Origin of the sequence: Rhizobium sp. NZLR8, assembly GCF_019685025.1 — a bacterium.
GTDB lineage: Bacteria > Pseudomonadota > Alphaproteobacteria > Rhizobiales > Rhizobiaceae > Rhizobium.
This window is the reverse complement of record NZ_JABDVY010000005.1, coordinates 290009-313639: the sequence shown is the minus strand read 5'-3', so window position 1 is coordinate 313639 and position 23631 is coordinate 290009. Positions and strand designations below refer to the sequence as shown.

General features: G+C 60.4%; 22 protein-coding genes. 10 read left to right on the top strand and 12 right to left on the bottom strand.

Going from position 1 to position 23631, the window contains the following annotated elements; translation table 11 throughout:
• Genes HJB89_RS14510 through HJB89_RS14500 form a run of 3 tightly spaced genes read left to right on the top strand, consistent with a single transcriptional unit; the run spans position 1 to position 2853 of the window.
• Positions 1-1608 (top strand): heme biosynthesis protein HemY, encoded by a 1608-nt coding sequence (locus HJB89_RS14510; protein WP_221150110.1) that lies wholly within the window; start codon positions 1-3, stop codon positions 1606-1608.
• Between the two features lie 17 nt (positions 1609-1625).
• The gene (locus HJB89_RS14505) at positions 1626-2111 is read left to right on the top strand and encodes a TerB family tellurite resistance protein (RefSeq protein ID WP_221150109.1); all 486 of its coding nucleotides are present in this window, start codon (positions 1626-1628) and stop codon (positions 2109-2111) included.
• On the top strand, positions 2098-2853 hold the full coding sequence (locus HJB89_RS14500) for a glutamine amidotransferase (protein ID WP_259671331.1): 756 nt from the start codon (positions 2098-2100) through the stop codon (positions 2851-2853). The genes HJB89_RS14505 and HJB89_RS14500 overlap by 14 nt, the downstream gene beginning before the upstream one ends.
• A gap of 30 nt (positions 2854-2883) precedes the next feature.
• On the opposite strand, the gene HJB89_RS14495 is transcribed toward HJB89_RS14500, so the two are convergent.
• Positions 2884-4119, bottom strand: a complete 1236-nt coding sequence (locus tag HJB89_RS14495) for an MFS transporter (protein ID WP_221131663.1) — start codon at positions 4117-4119, stop codon at positions 2884-2886.
• Positions 4120-4230: 111 nt separating this feature from the next.
• Between HJB89_RS14495 and HJB89_RS14490 the strand changes: the two genes are divergently transcribed.
• Together HJB89_RS14490 and HJB89_RS14485 are read left to right on the top strand one after the other, a co-directional pair.
• The gene (locus HJB89_RS14490; protein WP_164007631.1) at positions 4231-4551 is read left to right on the top strand and encodes a YggT family protein; all 321 of its coding nucleotides are present in this window, start codon (positions 4231-4233) and stop codon (positions 4549-4551) included.
• Positions 4548-4862, top strand: coding sequence for a DUF167 domain-containing protein (locus HJB89_RS14485; protein ID WP_221131710.1), 315 nt, complete (start codon positions 4548-4550; stop codon positions 4860-4862). The genes HJB89_RS14490 and HJB89_RS14485 overlap by 4 nt, the downstream gene beginning before the upstream one ends.
• A 50-nt stretch (positions 4863-4912) precedes the next feature.
• Here the strand turns inward: HJB89_RS14485 and ppa are convergent, their stop codons facing one another.
• The 4 genes from ppa to HJB89_RS14465 form a co-directional block, all read right to left on the bottom strand.
• The gene (gene ppa / locus HJB89_RS14480; protein ID WP_011653868.1) at positions 4913-5446 is read right to left on the bottom strand and encodes an inorganic diphosphatase; all 534 of its coding nucleotides are present in this window, start codon (positions 5444-5446) and stop codon (positions 4913-4915) included.
• Positions 5447-5593: 147 nt separating this feature from the next.
• Positions 5594-6100 (bottom strand): GNAT family N-acetyltransferase, encoded by a 507-nt coding sequence (locus HJB89_RS14475; RefSeq protein WP_207582129.1) that lies wholly within the window; start codon positions 6098-6100, stop codon positions 5594-5596.
• A 262-nt stretch (positions 6101-6362) separates the two neighbouring features.
• On the bottom strand, positions 6363-8183 hold the full coding sequence (gene typA / locus HJB89_RS14470; protein ID WP_221131662.1) for a translational GTPase TypA: 1821 nt from the start codon (positions 8181-8183) through the stop codon (positions 6363-6365).
• A 157-nt stretch (positions 8184-8340) separates the two neighbouring features.
• Complete coding sequence (locus HJB89_RS14465; RefSeq protein WP_221150107.1) at positions 8341-10428, bottom strand: M3 family metallopeptidase; 2088 nt, start codon at positions 10426-10428, stop codon at positions 8341-8343.
• A gap of 204 nt (positions 10429-10632) precedes the next feature.
• Between HJB89_RS14465 and HJB89_RS14460 the strand changes: the two genes are divergently transcribed.
• Positions 10633-11064 carry a hypothetical protein gene (locus HJB89_RS14460; protein ID WP_221150105.1) on the top strand — a complete coding sequence of 144 codons (432 nt, stop codon included), beginning with the start codon at positions 10633-10635 and terminating at the stop codon, positions 11062-11064.
• A 6-nt stretch (positions 11065-11070) separates the two neighbouring features.
• Here HJB89_RS14460 and HJB89_RS14455 read toward each other — a convergent pair whose 3' ends face one another.
• The 4 genes from HJB89_RS14455 to HJB89_RS14440 all read right to left on the bottom strand — a co-directional run bounded on the left by HJB89_RS14455 (position 11071) and on the right by HJB89_RS14440 (position 16671).
• Positions 11071-11712 carry a LysE family translocator gene (locus tag HJB89_RS14455; RefSeq protein WP_024320406.1) on the bottom strand — a complete coding sequence of 214 codons (642 nt, stop codon included), beginning with the start codon at positions 11710-11712 and terminating at the stop codon, positions 11071-11073.
• A 252-nt stretch (positions 11713-11964) separates the two neighbouring features.
• The gene (locus HJB89_RS14450) at positions 11965-14805 is read right to left on the bottom strand and encodes a winged helix-turn-helix domain-containing protein (RefSeq protein ID WP_207582133.1); all 2841 of its coding nucleotides are present in this window, start codon (positions 14803-14805) and stop codon (positions 11965-11967) included.
• Between the two features lie 87 nt (positions 14806-14892).
• Entirely contained in the window at positions 14893-15312 is a 420-nt protein-coding gene (locus HJB89_RS14445) for an Ohr family peroxiredoxin (protein WP_012759336.1), read from the bottom strand.
• 51 nt (positions 15313-15363) lie between these two features.
• Complete coding sequence (locus HJB89_RS14440; RefSeq protein WP_130707887.1) at positions 15364-16671, bottom strand: epoxide hydrolase family protein; 1308 nt, start codon at positions 16669-16671, stop codon at positions 15364-15366.
• A gap of 315 nt (positions 16672-16986) precedes the next feature.
• On the opposite strand from HJB89_RS14440, the gene HJB89_RS14435 reads away from it, so the two are divergent.
• Both HJB89_RS14435 and HJB89_RS14430 read left to right on the top strand, forming a co-directional pair.
• The gene (locus tag HJB89_RS14435) at positions 16987-17382 is read left to right on the top strand and encodes an Ohr family peroxiredoxin (RefSeq protein WP_012759338.1); all 396 of its coding nucleotides are present in this window, start codon (positions 16987-16989) and stop codon (positions 17380-17382) included.
• Between the two features lie 105 nt (positions 17383-17487).
• Positions 17488-18498, top strand: coding sequence for a DUF3095 family protein (locus tag HJB89_RS14430; protein ID WP_207582134.1), 1011 nt, complete (start codon positions 17488-17490; stop codon positions 18496-18498).
• 316 nt (positions 18499-18814) lie between these two features.
• Here HJB89_RS14430 and HJB89_RS14425 read toward each other — a convergent pair whose 3' ends face one another.
• Positions 18815-20038, bottom strand: coding sequence for an argininosuccinate synthase (locus HJB89_RS14425; protein WP_130703467.1), 1224 nt, complete (start codon positions 20036-20038; stop codon positions 18815-18817).
• A gap of 178 nt (positions 20039-20216) precedes the next feature.
• Here HJB89_RS14425 and HJB89_RS14420 point away from each other — a divergent pair, with 178 nt between their 5' ends.
• A complete protein-coding gene (locus HJB89_RS14420) occupies positions 20217-21068 on the top strand; it encodes an SDR family NAD(P)-dependent oxidoreductase (RefSeq protein WP_221150103.1) in 852 nt (283 codons plus the stop codon).
• A gap of 84 nt (positions 21069-21152) precedes the next feature.
• On the top strand, positions 21153-21794 hold the full coding sequence (locus HJB89_RS14415; RefSeq protein ID WP_221115467.1) for a LysE family translocator: 642 nt from the start codon (positions 21153-21155) through the stop codon (positions 21792-21794).
• 113 nt (positions 21795-21907) lie between these two features.
• On the opposite strand, the gene HJB89_RS14410 is transcribed toward HJB89_RS14415, so the two are convergent.
• The gene (locus HJB89_RS14410; protein ID WP_221115466.1) at positions 21908-22702 is read right to left on the bottom strand and encodes an ABC transporter ATP-binding protein; all 795 of its coding nucleotides are present in this window, start codon (positions 22700-22702) and stop codon (positions 21908-21910) included.
• Positions 22699-23577: an ABC transporter permease gene (locus tag HJB89_RS14405; protein ID WP_207582138.1), complete on the bottom strand. Its 879-nt coding sequence runs from the start codon at positions 23575-23577 to the stop codon at positions 22699-22701. Before HJB89_RS14405 ends, HJB89_RS14410 begins: the two co-directional genes overlap by 4 nt.
• Between the last annotated feature and the right edge of the window lie 54 nt (positions 23578-23631).

Sequence of the window (23631 nt, the reverse complement as noted above, 5' to 3'; positions counted from 1 at the left end):
ATGCTGATCCGCCTTGTCGTCTTCGCCCTCTTCGTGCTGCTTCTCGCCTATGGCTTCTCCTGGCTCGCCGATCGTCCCGGAGACCTCTCGCTGATCTGGGAGGGCCAGATCTACCAGACGAAGCTGATCGTCGCTGCCAGTGCGATCATCGCTCTGATCGCCGCCGTGATGATCGGCTGGTGGTTCGTCCGCCTGGTCTGGACCTCGCCGCATTCGGTGACGCGTTATTTCCGCGCCCGCAAGCGCGACCGTGGTTATCAGGCGCTGTCGACCGGGCTGATCGCCGCCGGCGCCGGCAATGCGCTGCTTGCCCGCAAGATGGCCGCCCGCTCACGCGGTCTCATCCGCGCCGACCAGGAGCCGCTGATCAACCTGCTCGAAGCCCAGGCGGCCCTGATCGAGGGCCGCCATGATGAGGCACGCGCCAAGTTCGAGGCGATGGCCAACGATCCCGAGACACGCGAACTCGGCCTGCGCGGCCTTTATCTGGAGGCGCGCCGTCTCGGGGCCAACGAGGCCGCCCGCCAATATGCCGAAAAGGCTGCCGACAACGCGCCTTATCTGCCCTGGGCCGCACAGGCGACTCTCGAGTATCGCAGCCAGGCCGGCCGCTGGGACGATGCCATCGGCCTCCTCGAACAACAGAAGGCCGCCCGCGTCGTCGAAAAGGCCGAAGCCAACCGTCTGCACGCCGTCCTGCTGACGGCGCGCGCCGGCGAAATGCTCGAAAACAATCCGACCGGTGCCCGCGACGACGCGTTGCAGGCACTGAAGCTCGCCGCCGATTTCATTCCGGCAGCCCTTATTGCCGCCAAGGCGCTGTTTCGCGAAGGCGGTGTGCGCAAGGCCGCCTCGATCCTCGAACAGGCATGGAAATCGGCACCGCATCCTGAGATCGGCCAAGCTTATGTCAGGGCCCGCAGTGGTGATTCCACGCTCGACCGGCTGAAGCGCGCCGAACGGCTGGAAGGGCTGCGCCCGAACAACGTCGAATCCCTTCTCGTCGTCGCCCAGGCAGCGCTCGACGCGCGGGAATTCGCCAAGGCTCGCTCCAAGGCGGAAGCGGCAGCGCGCATGCAGCCGCGTGAAGCCGCCTTCCTGCTGTTGGCCGACATCGAAGAAGCCGAAACTGGCGACCAGGGCCGGGTGCGCCATTGGCTGGCCCAGGCGCTCAAGGCACCGCGCGATCCGGCCTGGGTGGCAGACGGCTTCGTATCCGACAAATGGCTGCCGGTATCGCCGGTGACCGGCCGCCTGGACGCCTTCGAATGGAAGGCGCCGTTCGGCCAGGTCGAAGGTCGGCTCGAGGACGGCTCGGCGCCCGCCTCGATCGAAACCGCTTTGAAGACACTGCCGCCGCTGCGCGACGTCAGGCCGGAAAGCCCGGTCAACGACCATCGCATCATCGAACTGGAACGCGCCGCGACGATTGCCGAGGCGGCACGCCCGACGCCGGCACCGGCAAAACCGAAGCCCGCCGAATCCGTCAGCGAAAAAGCGCCCGCACCGGGCGAGACAAAACCTTTCTTTGGCGGCCGGCCGGATGATCCCGGCGTTCGCGATCCCAGGGTGGAACAGGAACCCAAGACCCGGCTCCGCCTTTTCTGAAATGGAACGAAAACCGCATGTTCGAACGCTTTCAGGCATTCTTCCAGAATCTTACCGCCGACCACCCGAAGAAAGGCTTTGCCCCCGATGATCCGCGCATCGCGGTGGCGGCACTCTGTATGCAGGTCATGGAGGCCGACGGTCAGATCAAAGCCAGCGAGAAGAAGCGGCTGCGCAAGCTGTTGAAGGAGCAGTATGCACTCGATGGCAAGCAGCTCGATGCACTGATCGCCGCCGGCCTTGAGGCCGAAAGCACCGCCGTCGACTATTATCGCTTCACCGCCGACTTGAAACGCCATCTCAATACCGAGCAACGGCTGGAGCTGATCGGCGTTCTCTGGGACATCGTCTATGCCGACGGCGAACGCAGCGAAATGGAAGACCATGTGATCTGGCGCATCGCCGATCTGCTCGGCGTCTCCTCGCGCGAGCGCATCCAGAAGCGGCAGGAGGCCGCCGCCAGGGTCACAGATGTCCGGGTTGCGCAAGATGACACCGACTGAGCAAAACCCCAACCGCGACCGGCGCCCGATCCTCATTGTCCTGCATCAGGAGCGGTCGAGCCCCGGCCGTGTCGGCCAATTGCTTGTCGAAAAGGGCTACCGCCTCGATATCCGTCGCCCGGTTCTCGGCGAGCCGCTTCCGGCGACGCTCGAAGACCATGCCGGCGCCGTCGTCTTCGGCGGGCCGATGAGCGCCAATGATCCCGATGACTTCGTCAAGAAGGAAATCGGCTGGATCGACGTTCCGCTGCGGGAAAAACGCCCTTACCTCGGCATCTGTCTCGGCGCGCAGATGCTGGTGCACCATCTCGGTGGCAAGGTGCAGCCGAATACCGACGGCTCGACGGAGATCGGCTGGTACCCGCTGCGCCCGACCGAGAAAGGCCGCCTGCTGATGCACTGGCCGAAGATGGTCTATCATTTCCATCGCGAGGGCTTCGAGCTGCCGCACGGCGCCCACCTTCTGGCCGAAGGCGATGCTTATCCGAACCAGGCCTTCCGCTACGACGGTAACGCCTGGGGCCTGCAGTTCCACGCCGAATTGACCCGGGTGATGATGCACCGCTGGGTGGTGCATGGCGCGCATCGCTTCATTCTGCCGAACGCCCAGCAGGGCCGCGAACACCTCGAAGGCCGCATGCTGTTCGACGCGCCGCTGAAAGCCTGGCTGAACGAATTCCTCGATATTGTCTTCGAAGGCAAGACGGCAAAGGCCGCCTCCCCGATCACGCTTCCTGCGTAGAGACCTGTATATACGGCAGCATGCGCTATCTCACGTGCTGGGCGCGTCGAGCGTATCGATCCGCCGCAATTTCGGGAAACTCGAAGCCCAGATCGCCGCCACCGCCAGAGTTCCGATCCCGCCGATAACGACCGCCGGCACAGCGCCGAAGATCGATGCCATCGTGCCCGCCCGGAATTCTCCGAGTTCGTTCGAAGCACCGACGAAGACCATGTTGACTGCATTGACGCGGCCGCGCAGCTGATCCGGCGTCCAGAGCGCAATCAGGCTCTCGCGGACATAGACCGACACCATGTCGGCCGCCCCCATCAGCGCCAGCGCCGCGATCGAGACTTCGGTATTGGTCGAGACCCCGAAAATGATCGTTCCGACGCCGAACAGGGCAACGCCGATGAACATGTAGATGCCGGCGCGGTGCTTGAGCGGATAGGCGGCAAGGAAGATCGCCATGACGATGGCGCCAAGTCCCGGTGCGGCGCGCAGCAGTCCGAGGCCCCAGGGGCCGAGGGTCAGGATATCGCGGGCGAAGATCGGCATCAGTGCGGTTGCGCCGCCGAGCAGCACGGCAAAGAGATCGAGCGAGATCGCCCCGAGCACCACCCTTTCGGCGCGGATGAAACTGAAGCCGCCAAGGATCATCGCCCAGCTCTTGGTCTCGCCGGTCGTCTTCTGCACCGGTTTCGGGATCATGTAGAGAAGAGCCGCACCGAGCACCGAAAAGATCACCGCCACCGTATAGGCGGTCGGTGCGCTGACGCCGTAGAGCAGACCGCCGAGCACCGGCCCGGTGATTGCTGCGAGCTGCCAGGACGACGAATTCCAGGCGATCGCATTGGAGAGATCCTGCTCCGGCACGAGATTGGGAGCCAGCGACTGCACCGCCGGCGACATGAAGGCGCGTTCGATGCCGAAGATCAAAAGCACCGCGAAAACAGGCAGGGGCGTGAAGGTTCCCATCGCCGTCATGACAAGCAGCGCCAGCGTGCAGAGCGCGCTCACCAGCGAGCAGAGGGCCGCAATCGCCCGGCGATTGTACCGGTCGGCCACCGAACCGGTGACGAGCATGAGCAGCAGCGACGGCAGGAACTGCACAAGGCCAATCAGGCCGAGATAGATGGCGCTGCCCGTCTGGTCGTACATCTGCCAGCCGACGGCGACGCTGACGATCTGCTGCGAGAAGGAAAGCAGGAACCGCGCGAAGAAGAACCGCGTGTAGGACGAATGCCGGAACGCGGCAAAACGGTCTCCGGTAGGCGAAAACGACATGGGTGTTTTCCGAGGAGACGGGCGCGCCGGAATTGCGGCAAGGCAGCCCGTTAAACATGATTCACCGCGTGTTTCCACACGGCACTTGCTCGTTTAGTCGCCAATGTCTACATGTCTGTCAACAACGAATTGGAGACGACGATGTTTGCGCTGTTTCAAACCATTGATTTGGCTTTGAATATTTACACCTGGATCCTGATTGGCAGTGCCGTTTTTTCCTGGCTCTATGCCTTCAACGTCATCAACTCCAGCAATCAGTTCGTCAATTCGGTCGGCACATTCCTCTATAATGTCACCGAACCGGTGCTGAAGCCGATCCGCCGCTTTTTGCCGAACCTTGGCGGCATCGACATTTCGCCGATCATCCTGCTGCTGATCATCTTCTTCCTGCGCACCTTGCTTTGGACCACGGTCTACCCGCTGGTCGCTTGAGCCGTCCCTGGAGTCTTTTCAATGATCATCTGCGCCTCGCCGTCCGGCTGACGCCGAATGGCGGGCGTGATGCGATCGATGGCATCGAGGCGGATGGCAAGGGCGGCGAAACCCATCTGAAGGCGCGCGTCACTGCCGTGCCGGAAAAAGGCAAGGCCAACAAGGCCCTCATCCGTCTGGTCGCCGGATCGCTGCGCATCCCCAAAACCAGCGTCAGCCTCATCTCCGGCGACACCGCGCGCAAAAAAATCCTCCGGATCGAAGGCGACCCGGAGGATTTGGCAAAAAAACTAGAAGTGCTTTTCAGTTAGAACGCCGCGCATCCGCTGGATGCGCTAAGGACGCTCTATGCGCTGAGCGATCAGCCCTTCTTCTTGGCGCGCTCGACGGCTTCGAGGATGAGTTCGCCGGCTTCCTTGGAATCGCCCCAACCGAAGATCTTCACCCACTTGCCGGGCTCCAGATCCTTGTAGTGCTCGAAGAAGTGCTCGATCTGCTTCAGCGTGATCTCGGGAAGATCGGTGTAGTCCTTCACCTTCTCATAACGCAGCGTCAGCTTCGGCGACGGCACGGCGATGATCTTCTCGTCCTTGCCGGAATTATCTTCCATCTTCAGGACCCCGATCGGACGCACATTGATGACACAGCCGGGAACCAGCGGGCGGGTGCTGGCGATCAGCACGTCGATCGGGTCGCCGTCCTCAGACAGCGTATGCGGCACGAAACCATAATTGCCCGGATAAGTCATCGGCGTGTAGAGGAAACGATCGACGACCAGCGTGCCGGCTTCCTTGTCCATCTCATACTTGATGGGATGGCCACCGACCGGAACCTCGACGATAACGTTGACGTCCTCAGGTGGATTATTACCGATTGAAATGGCGTCGATGCGCATAGGAAACTCCCGCGAGGTTGAATTGATCGCAGCCAGATAATCAGTTTCATGTGGCAACGCAACATTTGAGATCACCGATGCGTGATGGCACCGGCGCAAAATGCTCAAACTTTCGAATGGGAAAACAGGCGGTCGCAACCAACCCCGTCAGTTCCAGATGAAGCCGATCTTCTTCAACTGCCTGTGGTCGAAATTTTCCATGCCTTCGCAGAAATCGACACCGCCGTGATGACGATAGAAGCGGCCGGCGGTCTCGTTTTCCTCAAGGCACCAGACGACCAGCCCGTTGCAGCCGAGCGACTTCAGCAGCCGGCGCGCCTCGCCGAACAGCATCCGGCCGAGACCGATGCCCTGATATTCCGGACGAAGGTAAAGCTCGTAAATCTCGCCTTCCTGCGGCAGCGCCCGGGCGCGGTTGAGGCCGAGCGTCGCGTAGCCGGCAACGGTTCCGGCGACATCGAGAACCAGCAACGTCGCCGGTCCACGCGTTGCCTTGCGCCACCAGTTTTCACCGCGCCGCTCGATCATCTGCGTCAGCGCGCGATGCGGAATAATGCCTGCATAAGTGTGCTGCCAGGCGAGCCTGTGGGTTTCCGATATGGCTCGGGCATCGTTGGGTTCGGCCCGCCGAACATCGATCGACAACGTCTTCATAACGTTTACTCTGGTCCCGCCAAGGGCAATTAACCATATGCGCCCAGCGCATCGTGATCGATTGCCCACAGACTTGATATGTGGACGACAGCTAAAATTTAACGCTTTTTTAACGATTGTCACAAGTCGGAATCAACGCGGCGCACAACAAAAAACCCCGGCACGAAGGCCGGGGTTTCAAACGTTGTTTTTAAAGCTCTTTATTTATGCATGTCGTTATCCCGGAACCGCTTCACACTTCCGGGCGACATGCATTACGCTCTCAGAGAGCCGCTTTGGACTTTTCGAAGCGCTTGCGATCGTTTGCGTCGAGATACATCTTGCGCAGACGAATATTCTTCGGTGTCACTTCCATCAGTTCGTCTTCCTGGATCCAGGAAAGAGCGCGATCAAGCGTCATGCGGATTGGCGGCGTCAGCTTGACGGCTTCGTCCTTGCCGGCGGCGCGGATGTTGGTGAGCTGCTTGCCCTTCAGGACGTTCACTTCAAGGTCGTTATCGCGCGTATGAATGCCGATGATCATGCCGGCATAGACCTTTTCGCCCGGATCGATGATCATCGGGCCGCGGTCTTCCAGGTTGAACATCGCATAAGCGACGGCTTCGCCGGGAGCGTTGGCGAGCAGCACGCCGTTGACGCGGCCACCGATCACGCCCTTGTAGGGCTGGTAGTCGTGGAACAGGCGGTTCATGATCGCCGTTCCGCGCGTATCCGTCAGCAGCTCCGACTGGTAGCCGATCAGGCCACGGGTCGGTGCGTAGAAACGCAGGCGAAGACGGTTGCCACCCGAAGGACGCAGCTCGACCATTTCGGCCTTGCGCTCGGACATCTTCTGCACGACGACACCGGAATGTTCTTCGTCGACGTCGACGACGACTTCCTCGATCGGCTCCAGAAGCTGGCCGTTTTCATCCTTGTGCATCACGACGCGCGGACGCGACACGGCAAGCTCAAAACCTTCGCGACGCATGGTTTCGATGAGAACGGCGAGCTGAAGTTCGCCGCGGCCGGACACGTAGAACGAATCCTTGCCTTCGGCTTCTTCGATCTTCAGGGCGACGTTGCCTTCTGCTTCCTTGAGCAGACGGTCGCGGATGACGCGGGAGGTAACCTTGTCGCCCTCGGTGCCCGCGAGCGGGCTATCGTTCACGATGAAGGACATGGTGACAGTCGGCGGATCGATCGGCTGCGCCTGCAGCGGCACGGTGATCGAGGGATCGCAGAAAGTGTCGGCGACCGTGCCCTTGGAGAGGCCGGCGATCGCAACGATATCGCCTTGATGCGCTTCGTCGATCGCCGTGCGCTCGATGCCGCGGAAGGCGAGGATCTTGGAAATACGGCCGGTTTCGATCGTCTTGCCGTCGGCGTGAAGAACCTTCACCGCCTGGTTCGGCTTGATGGAACCGGAATTGATGCGGCCGGTGATGATGCGGCCGAGGAAGGGGTTGGCTTCGAGGATCGTGCCGATCATCGTGAACGGGCCTTCGTGAACGGTCGGCTCCGGCACATGCTTGAGCACGAGGTCGAGCAGAGGTGCGAGACCCTGGTCCTTCGGGCCTTCCGGATTGACGTTCATCCAGCCGTCGCGGCCGGAACCGTAGAGGATCGGGAAATCGAGCTGCTCGTCGGTCGCGTCGAGATTGGCGAAAAGGTCGAAGACTTCGTTGATGACTTCTTCGTGGCGGCCGTCCGGACGGTCGATCTTGTTGATCGCGACGATCGGGCGAAGGCCGACCTTCAGCGCCTTGCCGACGACGAACTTGGTCTGTGGCATCGGGCCTTCGGAGGCATCGACGAGAACGATCGCGCCATCCACCATCGAGAGAATGCGCTCGACTTCACCGCCAAAGTCGGCGTGGCCGGGGGTGTCGACGATGTTGATACGGACACCCTTCCACTCGACCGAGGTCGCCTTGGCGAGAATGGTGATGCCGCGTTCTTTTTCGAGATCGTTCGAGTCCATCACGCGTTCAGCGACACGCTGATTTTCGCGGAACGAACCGGACTGCTTGAGAAGCTCATCCACCAGGGTCGTTTTGCCATGGTCAACGTGCGCGATGATCGCGATATTGCGAAGTGCCATATGTGAAATCTCTGAGGCTGCGGCGCACGCTCTTGAGGACGCGCCTATTGGTTTGGGGCGTCCATACAGTTTTTTTTGCGTTTGCGAAAGAGGGGAACGCGCAAAAGCTGCGGCATGGCTGTCGCCCTGCCGCATCATGGCGTGTCATCAAATTGTCTTAGGCGTCGCTGCCTGTCAATTCCTCGAAGGTCGAAAGTCCCTTTTTCAGAAGCATCGCATCCGGGCTCGGCAGCTTGCCGCGGAAGGCCTTGTAGGCGTCCTCCGGATCGATCGAACCGCCGACGGAATAGATGTTTTCCTTAAGCTTCTTCGCCATCTCGCCGTTGAAGGCGTCTCCCGTCTCCTCGAAGGCAGCAAACGCGTCGGCATCGAGCACCTCCGACCACATATAGGAGTAATAGCCGGCCGAATAACCGCCGGAAAAGATGTGCTGGAAGTGCGGCGTGGCATGGCGCATGACGATCGATTTCGGCATACCAATCTCGGCAAGCACCTCCGCCTGCACCGCCATCGGATCCACAACCGCCTCACGCGTGTGAAACGCCATATCGACCAGCGCCGACGAGGTGAATTCGACGGTGTTGAAGCCGGCATTGAAGGTGCGGGCGGCAAGCACCTTGTCGAGCAGAGCCTGCGGCATCGGCTCGCCGGTTTCGACATGCACAGCGTAGCGCTTCAGGATATCAGGCACCGTCAGCCAGTGCTCGTAGAGCTGCGACGGCAGCTCGACGAAATCGCGCGAAACGCCGGTGCCGGAGACGGAGGGGTAGGTGACGTTCGAAAGCATGCCGTGCAGCGCGTGGCCGAATTCGTGGAACAGCGTGCGCGCATCGTCGAGCGACAACAGCGCCGGCTTGCCCTCGGCAGGCTTGGCGAAATTGCAGACATTGTAGATGATCGGCAGCTCGCCATGGCGGCCGTTCTTCAGCTCCAGCCTGTGCTGCGATTGCAGCGAGCTCATCCAGGCGCCGGATCGTTTCGAGCCGCGGGCAAAATAATCGCCGAGGAACAGGGCGACCAGCCGGTCTTCGCGATCCCTGATTTCAAACACCCTGACATCCGGGTGATAGGCGGCCACGTCTTTCTTCTCGACGGCGCGGATACCGAACAGCCGGCCGGCCACCTCGAAGCAGGCCTCGACGATCTTCTCGAGCTGCAGATAGGGCTTGAGCTCAGCCTCGGAGAAATCGAACTTTCGCGCCCGGATCTTTTCGGCGTAGTGGCGCCAGTCCCAGGGCATCACCTCATGGTTTCGCCCCTCCTCGGCGATCAGCGCGGCGATATCGACCTCCTCTTCGCCGGCACGTTTCACCGCCCTTGCCCAGACGGCCTTGAGCAGGTCATTCACCGCACCCGCCGTCTTCGCCATCGTGTTGTCGAGCTTCAGCTCGGCGAAATTGCCGTAACCAAGCAGCGTCGCCACCTGATGGCGCAACGCCAGCGTTTCCTTGATGACGGCGCGATTGTCCGTCTCGCCGTCATTTTCGCCGCGCGCCACCCAAGCCTTGAACGCCTGCTCGCGCAGATCGCGGCGCTCCGAGAAGGTCAGGAACGGCTCGATGATCGAGCGCGACAGCGTCACCGCATACTTGCCCTCCTCGCCCCGTTCGCGCGCAGCCGCCGCCATTGCGTCGCGCAGGAAATCCGGCAGCCCGTCGAGTTCGGCTCCATCGACAAGCACCAGTGCCCAGGCCTTCTCGTCGGCCAGCACGTTCTGGCCGAATTGCGTGCCGAGACCGGCGAGCTTTTCATTGATCGCCGCGAGTTTCTCCTGCTCGGCCTTTTCAAGCTTGGCGCCCGACTTGACGAAGCCCTTCCAGTGGCGTTCCAGCACGCGGGCCTGTTCGAGCGTCAGGCCGAGGCCCTCGCGTTTCTCCCAAAGCGCGTCGATGCGCGCGAAAAGTGCTGCATTCATGCCGATCTTCGAGTAGTGGCGCGACATCTTCGGCGAGATCTCCCGCTCCAGTGCCTGAATGACATCGTTGGTATGCGCGCCGGCCTTGTTCCAGAACAGCGCCGAAACGCGCGACAGCGCATCGCCGGCGATCTCCAGTGCCGTGACCGTATTGTCGAATGTCGGCGCCTCGCCATTTCCGGCGATCACGTCGATCTCCCGTTCATGCGCGGCAAGGGCCGCCTCGAAGGCGGCAGCGAAATCGCCGTCATCAACGGCATCGAAACGCGGCAGGCCGTGAAGGCCGTCCCAAGTCACCAGCGCCGGATTGAAATCATGGGGAGAAGGCATCGAAAAATTCCTTTTTGGCATGCACGGGTTCGTCAATATAGGAGAGCTGCCGTAGAATTGGTATGCGGGAAGGACCTTTTGCCTCGCCTGCAAAATCTGGTGGACAAAAGTTGACGCGCGAGAATTAACCGATCGTTAACGATTGACGCGAATCACGCACGAGCGCTAATTTCCATGTGATCTTCCTGTAAGGGGACATGCGCCATGGAAATTTTTTCTGTGCGGTCTTCTCAGAGTTTGCTGTTTAAAAACAATCCCAACAACGCAAAAACTTCGAAGACCAGTGATATTGAAATCGAGACCAGAGCTCCCGCCCCGGCCTCGTTCCAGATCGAAGACAATCTTGACGAGGGCCCCGATTTCACCGCGGTCAGCGCTGGCGAGTTGCGCAATTACGCACGCCAGAGTTTCGATAGCGGCCTGATCGACCAGAACACCTACGCCGCGATTTCCGAGCCGCTGCCAATGCATGCGATCGATCCACTCGGCAACATCGTCGATCTCTCCAGCGTCACCGACGGCACCAGCTTCAATTTCCTCGATTATTACAAGAACCAGCTGCAGATCGCCATGTCGATCGGCGATTCTGGCGAGGTCCAGACACTGAAATCGATCGTCAATTTCCTGAATGCCTGATTGCGTTTAAGCCTTGCGCCAACCGAGCAGGCCGGGCGTTGCGTGCCAGAGCGCCTGGGCGGCAAATCCCATAAAAAGCACGCCGGAGCAGCGCACGATCAATCGCTCATGGGCGCGATAGAAGCGCCGTACCGTACCGGCGCCGATGATGCCGATCAGGATGATGTCGGCAGTCACGAAACCGACGAACGACACGCCGAGCAGCACCGGCAACGCCTCGAAATCGAGCGCGCCGGCCGAGCCGGCAACCAGTGCAGTGAAGGTGGCGAGCGCCACCGGATAACCCTTCGGATTGGTGACGCCGAAAATCAGACCGCGGCGAAACGGCCGCTCGACCACAACAAGCGCCTGCCCTTCCGCTTTCGGCTTGGCATTGACAGCGCTCCAGCCGATCCAGGCGAGGTAGAAACCGCAGGCAAGGCCGAGCAGGTCGAAGACGAAGGTTCCGATCGTCTTTGCGCCGACGATGGCGATCAGCGCCAGCGACGACCATATGAGATCCCCGACCAGATGCCCCATCATGAAGAAGGCGCCGGCCTTGCGGCCCTGCCCGGCGCCGATGCCGAGCAGCTGCAGGAAGGCGGGTCCCGGAATGAGCACGTAGAAGAGCGCCGCCAGAAAGGCGCCGAAGAGCAAAGACTGCGTCATGGAAATGCTCCGGAGGATGATGTTGCAGACTAGGCAATCGCAGGCATTCGTCAAGGGTGGTTGCATTAGCACGAAAAGCGGAGCGGCTTTCGGCCCTAAGCGAACTTTTTCGCTTTAGAAGGATAAGGCCGCTTTGCGCGCCCATGTCGACCATAGAGGGCGGCTTCGCAGCTTCCTGAAAGCGGACATCGTCTTGGGCACGGTCTCCGTCCCCCTGTGCACCAAAAGCAGCCACTTCAGTTACTCGCGAGGTTATGACAGGTTTTGTAGTAGTGTGTCTGCGGCCATCACGTCTGTCGTGTCCATACCCTCTTCAAATCTCTCACACACTGGCGTCAGCAGTACCCGAGCCTCGCGTAACCTACCGTCGCTGGCCATCAGTGCGGCCAGATCGGTTGCTGCCCGCAGCTCCCAGGCATGTGCACCCATGCTGGCACTTCTTTCCAAAGACGAGACCAAGCAAGCCTCGGCGTCGGTTGCGGAATTGATCGACAGCAAACCTGCCTTCACGCGCAGCAGCTCCGGCATATAGCAAAGGTCGCCGTTCCTCTCGACAAGTTCGATGGTCTTGTTGATCCGGGCCATCCCTTCCTCGCGCTCTCCGATCAGTGCCAGTCCTTTTGCAAGGGACAGCTCCAGCATCGTCGTGAACACCTCGTAGGTGGATGCATGAAGCTTCTCGATGCATCGTCTGAGTGTCTCGATCCCCAGCTTCACCTGTCCCCGACGGATGGCCAGTTCGCCTTCGAAGCCCCGAGCCACCGACACGTAGGGAGACAGGTTGTGTAGCCCCGCACGGGAGACCAGCCATTCAATGTGTTCCTCGGCACTCGGCACGTCGCCCCGCCATAGGAAGACTGCAATGCCTCCAAGCAGTGCGATGCAGAGTGTCAGCGAGTGATCCAACTTAGCGGCATCGCTGATCGCCTGTCGCGCTTGGACGTCGGCCTGCTCCGGGTAGCCTTGTAGCCAAAGGTTCCGTGCAAGAATTCCGCCAGCGAGATGCTTTCCCTCGAAGCCGACGTAGCTTGCAGGTGTTCGTTGTGGCTGATGTTCGCTTCTTGTAGCCGCTTCGAGTTCGGTGCGGGCGTGGCGAAGATCACCGGTAAAGTGCAGCGAATTGCCGAGGAAGAAGTGCGCCAGTTCGACAGTGGCGGCGTCATCAAGAGTGGCGGCGATTGCCGAACACCGCCGGGCATAATCAAGAGCGGCGTTAAAATCTCCTATCCGAAGGCTGAACATGTGCAACGGACCTAGTATGCGCAACTGGTCGAGCGTGTTCCCCCGGTCCTCGGCAATATGGAGGGCGCGACCAAGAGCGATCTGCGGTGTCTCGCGGCCTCCCTGCAGATACATCCGGGAAATTCCCAGACCGGCTTGTAGGTGCATTTCCTCGACGCCTCCCCTGAACGCCTCATCCAGTGCAAGAACCGCCCGTTCCGACCATCGCTGGCACTCCGGGAAAAGTGACATCACCTGGAACACAGGTACAGCAGCAGCCGCAAGCCTGATGCCGACGTCGATATCGCCATGCTCCCCGAACGCCCATTCCAGTGCCGCCCGCACGTTGTTGATGCTCACGAAATACGGCAATCGCTCAGGCCCCGTAGAAAGCGTCGGCCAATCCGGTCCGAATTGCTCCAGCCAACGCTGACAATAGGTCGCGTGACGCGCATTCAATCCGGCGCGGTCCTCGTCCGTCTGCGCATGGAGCGCGTAGGCACGTGTCGTATCCAGCAAGCGGTAGCGCATCGTCGCCCCTGCCGGCCGCGTTGCGAGCAGAGACTTGGCGACCAGATTGTCCAGTGCCTCGAATATGGCCGAGGGCGCCATGTCCGCTGTGGAAATGACCTCCAGCGCGGCGTCGAGGGTGAAGTCGCCGACAAAAACGGCAAGCCGCCGGAGCACCGTGCGCTCCAGGTCTGTTAGAAGTCCAAAGCTCCAGTCGAGCGTCGCCTGTAGGGTCCTTTGTCGCGGCGGTGCGTTTCGCGATCCCGCCCACCCCAATGTCAGATGCTGATCGAGCAGCTTGGCGGTCTGAAGGAGGCCATAGCTCTCGACGCGTCTGGCGGCGAGTTCTAACGCAAGCGCCATACCATCGAGTTTTCGGCAAATACTCGCGACGACGCGGGCATCCTGGTCGCTGAGATTGAGATTGGCACCGCTCGCCGCAGCCCGTTCGACGAACAGCCGAGTCGCTGGAAAGGCAAGTATCGTGTCGGTCGTAAGTTCCAGGTCATCCGGGGGGAAAGCGAGGGTATCTAGCCGGTAGACGCTTTCGGCCTCGATCCTTAACGCCTCGCGACTTGTTGCCAGCAGAAAGACCTGAGGGGCGGCTTCGACAATGGCGGCCACGAGATCAGCAATGGCATCAATCAGATGCTCGCAGGTATCGAGTATCAACATGATTTGCTTGTCGCGGAGGTAGGCAATCAAACTGGGACGTACATCGCTGGAGCTGACGGACAAACCAAGCATCGAGGCGATCCCGGCCGCGACTAGAGCCGGATCGCTCACCATGCCATAATCGGCAAACAGGACTGCTCCCTTGAATGTGGGAGCGAGGTGATGCGCAACTGCCGTGGCGACGGTCGTCTTTCCGACACCGCCGACGCCGACAATGGTGACCATTCGCGAGGCCATCAGCTTTTCGGTCAGCGCGAGAACATCCTGCTCTCGGCCGACCATGCGATCCGGTCGGCCCGGCAGAATAGCGTAACGGAAATCGAGTTCGGCGGAGACTTGTCGAAGGAGACCGGATCGTGAGATTGGCGCGACGAAACAATAGCCCCGTCCGGCAATAGTGGTGATGTACCGTGCTCCATCGTGACCGTCGCCCAGCGCCTTCCTCAGGCCTGTCATGTGGAAACGCAGGCTGCCTTCATCGACGATGACATCAGGCCAGACGCGGGATATCAGGTCTTGCTTGCTGACGATGACATTGGGAGCGAGGGTGAGAGCGACCAGCAAGTCCAGTGCACGCGCCCCGAGGTTTATCGGAACCCCGTCCTTCGCGAGAAGCCGTTGGCCGACACTCAAACGGAACGGACCGAAGGATAACTCCTCCGCTTTAACGTCGCCGCCTATGTTCATGGCTTTGCCCCAGCCGTCCCCACTGGCTCCTTATACTCCAATCGCACTGCTGAGGCTATTGAGGACGAATACTGCCGCAGCGCGCGCTCACCCGATCCTGAATACGACCTCGACATTGCCCCGTGTAGCCCTGGAAAAAGGACATATCCGCCGCGACTCTTCGATCAAAGAGGAAGCGACGTCTCTTTCCAAACCGGGAAGTTGAATGGCGAGCCGAACGCCGAGGATTGATTGATCGTCGTCCGATGACAGATCGACTTCGGCATGAATTTTGACGTTGGCGGGAAGGTTCACTCCGGTCTCTCTGGCGACCTTCGCCATGGAGCTTGCGAAGCTCGCCGACCAGGCGGCAGCCATGAGCTGTTCGGGATTGGTGCCGATTCGGGCCGAACCGGGTTCTGAAAGCCTGATGTCGAGCACGCCGTCGGTGCTGCGGGCGATCCCGTTCTGACGCCCGCCTGTCGTTTCGGTGATTGCCGTGTAGATCAGATGCATGGTGTTGTTCATGGACATATCCCTTGAGCGGCGAGCGCCGGTTGGGGCGCTCGCCTGATAAGATCAGCCGGACTTCCGCAGGCTGCGAAAGCCGACACGGACCTCGTCTGTGAAGAGCTTCGGCTGCTCCCATGCTGCAAAGTGTCCACCCTTCGGAAGCTTGTTGTAGTGAACCAGGTTTGGATAAGCCTTCTCGGCCCAGGCGCGGGGCGTCTGGTAGAGTTCGTCTGGGAAGACGCTGACTGCGACCGGCACCTTGACGCCCTTCGGAGCGAAGAATACGAGCTTGTTCTCCCAATAGAGCCGCGCGGCGGATACGCCGGTATTTGTCAGCCAAAACAGCGTCACGTTGTCGAGGACATCGTCAGGGCTCACACCCTCATCCTGGCCGTCGAATGATCGTGCGATCATCGCCAGGCTCGCCCTGTCATGATCGAGCATATAGGTCGCGAGTGCGATGGGTGAGTCCGACAAGCCCGTGAGGGTCTGGGGACGCGTGCCCATCAGAAATGCGTAGTAGACATTCTTGTAGAAGGAGACGAGCTGGTCGTAGGAGGCTTTTTCTTCGTCCGACAGCCCTGCTGGAGCAGGGGCTCCGACAAAGGATGCGTTGTTGATGTCGTTGGGGATCGCTCCTGGCATGTTGGTATGGATGCCGAGCAATTCCGGAGGAGCCTGCACACCGATCATATCGGTCACGACTGCGCCCCAATCGCCGCCTTGCGCAACGAATTGCTTGTAGCCCAGACGCCGCATCAGAGTGATCCATGCCGTCGCTATCCGTTCTGGTCCCCAGCCGGTCGCATCAGGCTTTCCGGAAAAGCCATATCCTGGCATCGACGGGATGACGATGTGAAATGCATCCGAGGCACTGCCACCGTAGGCTGTCGGGTCGGTGAGCGGCCCGATGATCTTCAATTGCTCAATGATCGAGCCCGGCCATCCGTGGGTCACGATCAGAGGAAGCGCGTTCTCGTGCTTGGAACGAACATGGATGAAATGGATGTCCAGCCCATCGATCTCGGTGATGAAATTCGGCACGGCATTGATCCGGGCTTCGACCTTGCGCCAGTCGTATTTGTTCTGCCAGTGATCGAGCAACTGCTTGGTGGTTTTGAGCGGTACACCCTGGGAGAAATCGCTGACTGTCTCCTTTTCGGGGAGGCGGGTGTGAGCAAGGCGATAGCGAAGGTCGGCGAGATCAGCCTCTGGAACGTTCACCCGGAACGGGCGGATGGCATCGGATTCCGTTGCGGCAGTCGAACCCGCGGGAAGCAAACTTGCGATGCCCAGGGCAGCAATGCCGGACGCTGCAGCAGCCAGAAGGCGACGGCGATCCTCGTCGATAACGTCAGTCTTGATAGCGGTCATGATCATTCTCCTTGGAAACAGGTTGAACGTCTGCACGACTGTGCTGCTTCAAGGGGTACGCTGGGGACGTGGAGTTCACACGTTAGGTGTTGTGAGATCTTGATAACGGCCCGATGCTTATCGGAAGCAGCATCCGTTGGCCTGCGAGCCCCCCGTGTGGACGGGCTTCGCTTATGCGGTGCTCGTGTGCCGTTAATGCAGCTATTAACAGCTAGCAACGCATAACGTGCGATCCCGGACTCGGCGAGGTAGGTCTTTGGTCAGCACAGCGGTGCAGACGCTCAATCATCAACAGCTACCAAAAGGAATTTCGCCATGACCTCCAAGGTTCTCTTCACTGGTAAGACACACAACACCAATGGCCGCGATGGCGGTGCTCGCAGCGCCGATGGCTTTCTGGACATCAAGATGAAGCAGCCGCATCCTGCCGCCGAAAACCTGTTCGGAGCCGCCTGGTCCGCCTGCTACATGGGAGCCATCGAACTGGTGGCCTCCAGAAAACAGATCAAGCTCCCTGCCGGGATATCAGTCGACGCTGAAATCGATCTGAACAATGACGATGGCAACTTTTTCCTCAGTGCCCGCCTCAATGTCAGCGTCCCCGGCATCGACCCGGTGATTGCTCGCGAGCTGCTCGATGCCGCCCACGGCATTTGCCCCTATTCGAAGGCAACGCACGGCAATATCGACGTCGTCACCAATCTCATCTAAGCGCGACCTTTTGGGTCTGTCCGGTTTAACGGGCAGACCCAACAATCATCGAGCTGTCAAGCCATCCGCACAAACAGCGACGTCGAAATGTCTGGAGGAAATGCAATGTTCAGATTCAGCACTAAACGTCACGCCTATCATGATTTTGCCGAGTTGCTTGACACGACGATCTACCAGCCATTGCCTGACGAATGGCTTGTCGGGATTACGGATGTCGTGAACTCCACTTCTGCGGTGAATGCGGGACGCTACAAGGACGTTAATTACGCGGGCGCATCGGCCATCGCGGCATTGGGGAACGCCTGGAACAGCTTCGATTTCCCATTCGTGTTTCGAGGCGACGGTGCCGCGTTCGCCTTCCATCCCGACAGACTGGAAACAGCGACGGCGGCGCTCCGGCAGACCGTTGGACACGTCCGCGACGTCTTCCAGCTTGATCTCCGGGCTGGCCTGGTCTCGGTGAGAGAAATCCGTGCAGGGGGTAAAGATGTCCGTACTGCTCGATTCTCAGCATCCGAAACTGCTATCTATTCGATGTTTGCTGGCGGCGGACTTAACTGGGCTGATCGGCAGATCAAATCCGGAAAGTATGGGATCGCCGACAACGTCACGGACACCTCCGCGAACCTGAGCGGCCTGACTTGCGAATGGGCACCGATCCACAGCCGGAGCGGCGAAATACTTTCCCTCCTCGTGGAACCCTGCGACCATTCGAGGTCCACGATGTTCGCGAAGCTTGCCAAGCAAATCGTGGCGGTTTTCGACACAGGAGAGCGACATTCCCACCCGGTACCTAACGACATCGTCATCACGCAGGACGTCGAAGACTATCTCAGCGGCGCAGCATGGGCCGATGTCGTCGCGAATTCGGACTATCGCAGATACGACGACGTTCTACGTTTGACGCTGGATTGCACGGCCGAACAGATCGGAGTGGTCGAAGCTCTGCTTGTCCGCGCCAGAAATCGTGGTGACATCAGGTTTGGGCTACACCGGCAGTCCCACGCGCTCATGACTTGCCTGGTACCTTCCGGCAACAAGGGCTCTCATCTTCATTTCCTCGACGGAATGGGCGGCGGATACACAAAGGCTGCTGAAATGCTGGAGGCTCAGTGAACACAGCAGGCGCTCAACCGACAGGCTTACATCCAAAATTATTGCCTGCAGAGCAATGATTAGCGACGGCTTTGGGCCATTCCCAGACCTTGGCGCGGAGTGCCCGAATGTCCGTTTTCTCGTCGGGTATGCTAACAGCGGACGGTCGGCAGTCGGCCCCGTAACGGTCATTCCCTCACCCCGGGCCAACTACTGCTCCTTGCGCAAATCCGGTCATCCAGACGCTCTAAGAGTTGCTGGTTTGCTACCTCATTCCGCGAAAAAGCCCGCGCGGCAATGCCGGCGGGCTGATATTCGGTTCGAAGGGAACCCGTGATTACTTCACGAGATTGCGCTTGGCGAGCGTGCGCAGGCGCAGCGCGTTGAGCTTGATGAAGCCGGCCGCATCCTTCTGGTCGTAGGCGCCCTGGTCATCTTCGAAAGTGACGAGCTTGTCGGAATAGAGCGACTTTTCGCTTTCGCGGCCGATGACCATGACATTGCCCTTGTAGAGCTTCAGCGTTACTTCGCCGTCGACATGCTCCTGGCTCTTGTCGATCAGCGCCTGCAGCATCTCGCGTTCCGGCGAGAACCAGAAGCCGTAGTAGATCAGCTCGGCGTAGCGCGGCATGATGTCGTCCTTGAGATGGGCGGCACCGCGGTCGAGCGTGATCGATTCGATGGCGCGATGCGCCGTAAGCAGGATCGTGCCGCCGGGGGTCTCGTAGACGCCGCGCGACTTCATGCCGACGAAGCGGTTCTCGACGAGGTCGAGACGGCCGATACCGTTGTCGCGGCCATAATTGTTGAGCGCAGCCAAGAGCGTCGCCGGGCTCATGCGCACGCCATTGATCGAAACCGCATCACCCTTTTCGAAGCCGACCTTGATGGTCGTTGCCTTGTCGGGTGCGGCCTCAGGCGAAATGGTGCGCATATGCACATATTCAGGCGCCTCCTGGGAGGGGTCCTCGAGAACCTTGCCCTCGGAAGAGGAATGCAGCAGGTTTGCGTCGACGGAGAACGGCGCCTCGCCCATCTTGTCCTTGGCAACCGGGATCTGATGCTGTTCGGCAAAGGCCAGCAGGTCGGTGCGACTCTTAAACGCCCAGTCGCGCCACGGCGCGATGATCTTGATGTCGGGGTTCAGGGCATAGGCGGAGAGTTCGAAACGGACCTGGTCGTTGCCCTTGCCGGTCGCGCCGTGGGCGATCGCATCGGCGCCGGTCTTCTTGGCGATATCGATCAGATGTTTGGAAATCAACGGCCGGGCAATCGACGTGCCGAGCAGGTAAACGCCCTCATAGACGGCATTGGCGCGGAACATCGGGAAGACGAAATCGCGCACGAATTCCTCGCGCACATCCTCGATGTAGATCTCCTTGATGCCGAGCATCTCGGCCTTCTTGCGCGCCGGCTCCAGCTCTTCGCCCTGGCCGAGATCGGCGGTGAAGGTGACGACTTCGGCGCCGAGCTCGGTCTGCAGCCACTTCAGGATGATCGAGGTGTCGAGGCCGCCGGAATAGGCGAGAACGACTTTCTTCACGTCTTTGTACGATGCCATGATGATGAGGTCCGTTGCATAAAAGGCCGGCGAAAACCCGGTGTCGCGGCACTTTTAGCGAGATTGGCGCGTGACGCAAGGGCAAGTGCGGCGCCACCGGCGGCGATAGCGTTTGACAGCGCGAAAGCGGAGCCCATATTCGCCTGCGTCCGAACAACGCTCCTGGAGAGACTGAGCCGTGACGAATATTCAAGACATTTTCAAGAAGTCCAATGTTGCCGTCATCACCGGCGGCGCTTCCGGCATCGGCCTGGCGGCAGCGAAATATTTCGCCGGACGCGGCATGAGCGTCGTCATCGCCGATCTCGGCGGTGATCGGCTGGCCAACTCCGCCGACGAACTCAAGGCCATCGCCGGCGAGGAAAATGTGATGGCGGTCGAGACCGACGTCGCGGCCAAGGACTCGCTGGAGGCGCTCGAACGCGCCGTGCTCCAGCGTTTCGGCCGCGTGCACGTGCTGATGAACAATGCCGGCATCGGCCCGGAAACTTCGATCTTCAGCCCGCAGGCGAACTGGGACAATATCTTCGCCGTCAACCTGATGGGTGTCATCAACGGCACGCGCACCTTCGGCCCGAAGATGCTGTCGCATGGCGAGCCAGGCCTGATCATCAACACCGGCTCGAAGCAGGGCATCACGACGCCGCCCGGCAACCCCGCCTACAACATTTCCAAGGCTGGCGTGAAAGTTTTTACCGAAGCGCTCGAACACGAACTTCGCAACATCGACGGCGGAAAGATCTCCGCGCACCTTCTCATCCCCGGCTTCGTCTTCACCGGCTTGACCCAGGGCAGCCACATCGAAAAACCGCCTGCCGCCTGGACACCGGAGCAGACCGTCGATTTCATGGTCGAGAGCCTCGAGCGCGGCGACTTCTATATCCTCTGCCCTGACAATGACGTGGCACGCACGGTCGATGAGCGTCGCATGCTCTGGGCTGCCGGCGACATCGTCGAGAACCGCCCGCCACTGTCGCGCTGGCACAAGGACTACGGCGACAAATTCAAAGCGTTCCTGGAACAGAAGTGATCGATACTATTCCAAGGTTTGATTGGTAATTTTCTGGAAGCCGAGTAAGAAATCGTCGGATCTTTCCGGCTTACAGAGTGTGCCATGGATTTCCTGCCCAGCCTGTCGACCCTTCTCGCCTTTGCCGCCGCGACGCTGTTGCTCGCGGCGACCCCGGGCCCAGACATGACGCTGTCGATCAGCCGTTCGCTGGCCCAGGGCAAGAAGGCGGCTCTCTTCGTCGTCGTCGGCACCAGCCTTGGCATCGTCGTTCACACCATGCTGGTCGCCTTCGGCATTTCGGCGCTGATCACCGCCTCGCCGACCGCCTTCCTGATCCTGAAGACCGGCGGTGCCGCCTATCTGCTCTGGCTGGCCGTGCAGGCGATCCGCTTTGGCGCGAAGCTCACCGTCGCTAGGGTCGAGGAGCAGAAAGGCACGGCGCTTTCGAACATCTCGTCGGGTTTCTGGGTCAATCTTCTGAACCCCAAGGTCATTATCTTCTTCATGACCTTCCTGCCGCAATTCGTCAGCGCCGGCGATCCAGCCGTCACGCAGAAGCTGCTTTTCCTCGGCCTTTGCTTCATCCTGATCGGCATGCCGGTCAATGCCAGCGTCGTCTTTGCTGCCGACTGGCTGGCCTCCTGGCTGCAAACCAACAAGAAGGTGTTGCGCGGCATGGACTACACTTTCGCCGGCGTCTTCTCGATCTTCGCGGCGAAGATCCTGCTCACCCAAGCCAGATGATCAGCCAATTCGCGGTCGCGAAACGATCCGCTCACGGTCGGCCTTAGCCGATCACGCCGTCGCCTTAGCCGATCAGCACGCCGTCGGCGCTAGCCGATCAGCACGCTGTCGGTTTATCCGATCAGCAAAGCATCGTCATCGAGCGTCTGGCCGCGCATCTTGCGGAACATCGCGATCAGATCCTCGACCTGCAGGTTCTTTCTGTTGTCGCCCGCCACGTCGAGAACGATCTCGCCGCCATGCAGCATGATCGTGCGGTGGCCGTAGTCCAGCGCCTGACGCATCGAATGCGTCACCATCATCGTCGTCAGCTTGCGCTCGGTAACGATCTTCTGGGTGAGGTTCATCACGAACTCCGCCATCCCGGGATCGAGCGCTGCCGTGTGTTCGTCGAGCAGCAGCACTTCCGAGCCTGCAAGCGTCGCCATGACGAGCGAAACGGCCTGGCGCTGCCCGCCGGAGAGCAGATCCATGCGGTCCTTCAGCCGGTTTTCGAGCCCGAGATTGAGTTCGGCGATCCGCTCCCGGAAATAGTCGCGCCTGCTACCGCCGAGCGCCGGTGCAAGCCCACGTTTCTTGCCCCGACTGGCAGCCAAAGCGAGATTTTCCTCGATCGACAAAGCGCCACAGCTTCCCGTCAGCGGATCCTGGAACACACGCGCAACCAGACCGGCGCGTGATGCCGTCGACTTGCGCGTCACCTCGTTTTTGCCGATCAGCACCTGCCCCTCGCTCGGCAGGACATCGCCGGCGAGCACGCCGAGCAAAGTCGATTTGCCGGCGCCGTTGGAGCCGATGACGGTGACGAAGGAGCCTTGTTCTATGGTCAGGCTGACGCCGTTCAGCGCCTGCTTCTGTAGCGGCGTGCCGCGCCCGAAAACAACCTTGACGTCCTTGACGCTGATCACGATGCGGCACCTCCGCGAAGACGGGGCAGGATGAGCGCCACGGTCACCAATACTGCCGTCACGAAATTGAGGTCGGATGCCTGCAGGCCGATGACGTCGCTGGATAGCGCCAGCTGGATCGCGATGCGATAGAGGATCGAGCCGAGCACGCAGCCGATCAACGCGATCAGCAGCCCGCGCCGCCCGAGCAGCGTCTCACCGATGATGACCGCGGCGAGACCGACGACGATTGTGCCGACGCCCGAAGTGACGTCGGCAAAACCGTTCGTCTGGGCAAACAATGCGCCGCCGAGCGCCACCAGCGCATTCGAGATCGCCATGCCGAGATAGATCTGCCGGCTGGTATCTACGCCCTGCGCCCGCGCCATCCGCGCATTGGCGCCGGTCGCCCGCATCGCCAGCCCGGCATCGCTTTCCAGGAAGCGCCAGACCACGATGAGCGCGATGACGACGAGAACGCCGACGAACAGCGGCCGCACGTAGAAATCGCGAAGACCATGGCCGAAGAATGGGCTGATCATCGTGTCGGCATTGATGAGGGCGACATTGGGTTTGCCCATCACGCGCAGATTGACGGAAAACAGCGCAATCATCGTCAGGATCGAGGCAAGCAGGTTGAGGATCTTGAAGCGCACGTTGAGCAGCGCCGTTACCATGCCCGCACCCGCGCCGGCCGCCATCGCGACCAAGGCCGCGAGCCAGGCGTTGACACCAGCGATGATCAGCACCGCCGTCACCGCCGCGCCGAGCGGAAAGGAGCCGTCGACCGTCAGGTCGGGAAAGTCCAGAACACGGAAAGCGAGATAGACGCCGAGAGCGACGAAGGAATAGACCAGGCCGAGCTCGACGGCCCCCCAGAATGCGATTTGGCTCAAGGCTTCCGCCCCTTTTCTTCCGTTTCCGTTTCGCATGCGTGCGAAACATTCAAG

Coding starts and splice junctions, on each gene's coding strand:
- HJB89_RS14510 (WP_221150110.1), top strand. CDS start 1: ATGCTGATCCGCCTTGTCGTCTTCGCCCTCTTCGTGCTGCTTCTCGCC.
- HJB89_RS14505 (WP_221150109.1), top strand. CDS start 1,626: ATGTTCGAACGCTTTCAGGCATTCTTCCAGAATCTTACCGCCGACCAC.
- HJB89_RS14500 (WP_259671331.1), top strand. CDS start 2,098: ATGACACCGACTGAGCAAAACCCCAACCGCGACCGGCGCCCGATCCTC.
- HJB89_RS14495 (WP_221131663.1), bottom strand. CDS start 4,119: ATGTCGTTTTCGCCTACCGGAGACCGTTTTGCCGCGTTCCGGCATTCG.
- HJB89_RS14490 (WP_164007631.1), top strand. CDS start 4,231: ATGTCTGTCAACAACGAATTGGAGACGACGATGTTTGCGCTGTTTCAA.
- ppa (WP_011653868.1), bottom strand. CDS start 5,446: ATGCGCATCGACGCCATTTCAATCGGTAATAATCCACCTGAGGACGTC.
- HJB89_RS14475 (WP_207582129.1), bottom strand. CDS start 6,100: ATGAAGACGTTGTCGATCGATGTTCGGCGGGCCGAACCCAACGATGCC.
- typA (WP_221131662.1), bottom strand. CDS start 8,183: ATGGCACTTCGCAATATCGCGATCATCGCGCACGTTGACCATGGCAAA.
- HJB89_RS14465 (WP_221150107.1), bottom strand. CDS start 10,428: ATGCCTTCTCCCCATGATTTCAATCCGGCGCTGGTGACTTGGGACGGC.
- HJB89_RS14460 (WP_221150105.1), top strand. CDS start 10,633: ATGGAAATTTTTTCTGTGCGGTCTTCTCAGAGTTTGCTGTTTAAAAAC.
- HJB89_RS14455 (WP_024320406.1), bottom strand. CDS start 11,712: ATGACGCAGTCTTTGCTCTTCGGCGCCTTTCTGGCGGCGCTCTTCTAC.
- HJB89_RS14450 (WP_207582133.1), bottom strand. CDS start 14,805: ATGAACATAGGCGGCGACGTTAAAGCGGAGGAGTTATCCTTCGGTCCG.
- HJB89_RS14445 (WP_012759336.1), bottom strand. CDS start 15,312: ATGAACAACACCATGCATCTGATCTACACGGCAATCACCGAAACGACA.
- HJB89_RS14440 (WP_130707887.1), bottom strand. CDS start 16,671: ATGACCGCTATCAAGACTGACGTTATCGACGAGGATCGCCGTCGCCTT.
- HJB89_RS14435 (WP_012759338.1), top strand. CDS start 16,987: ATGACCTCCAAGGTTCTCTTCACTGGTAAGACACACAACACCAATGGC.
- HJB89_RS14430 (WP_207582134.1), top strand. CDS start 17,488: ATGTTCAGATTCAGCACTAAACGTCACGCCTATCATGATTTTGCCGAG.
- HJB89_RS14425 (WP_130703467.1), bottom strand. CDS start 20,038: ATGGCATCGTACAAAGACGTGAAGAAAGTCGTTCTCGCCTATTCCGGC.
- HJB89_RS14415 (WP_221115467.1), top strand. CDS start 21,153: ATGGATTTCCTGCCCAGCCTGTCGACCCTTCTCGCCTTTGCCGCCGCG.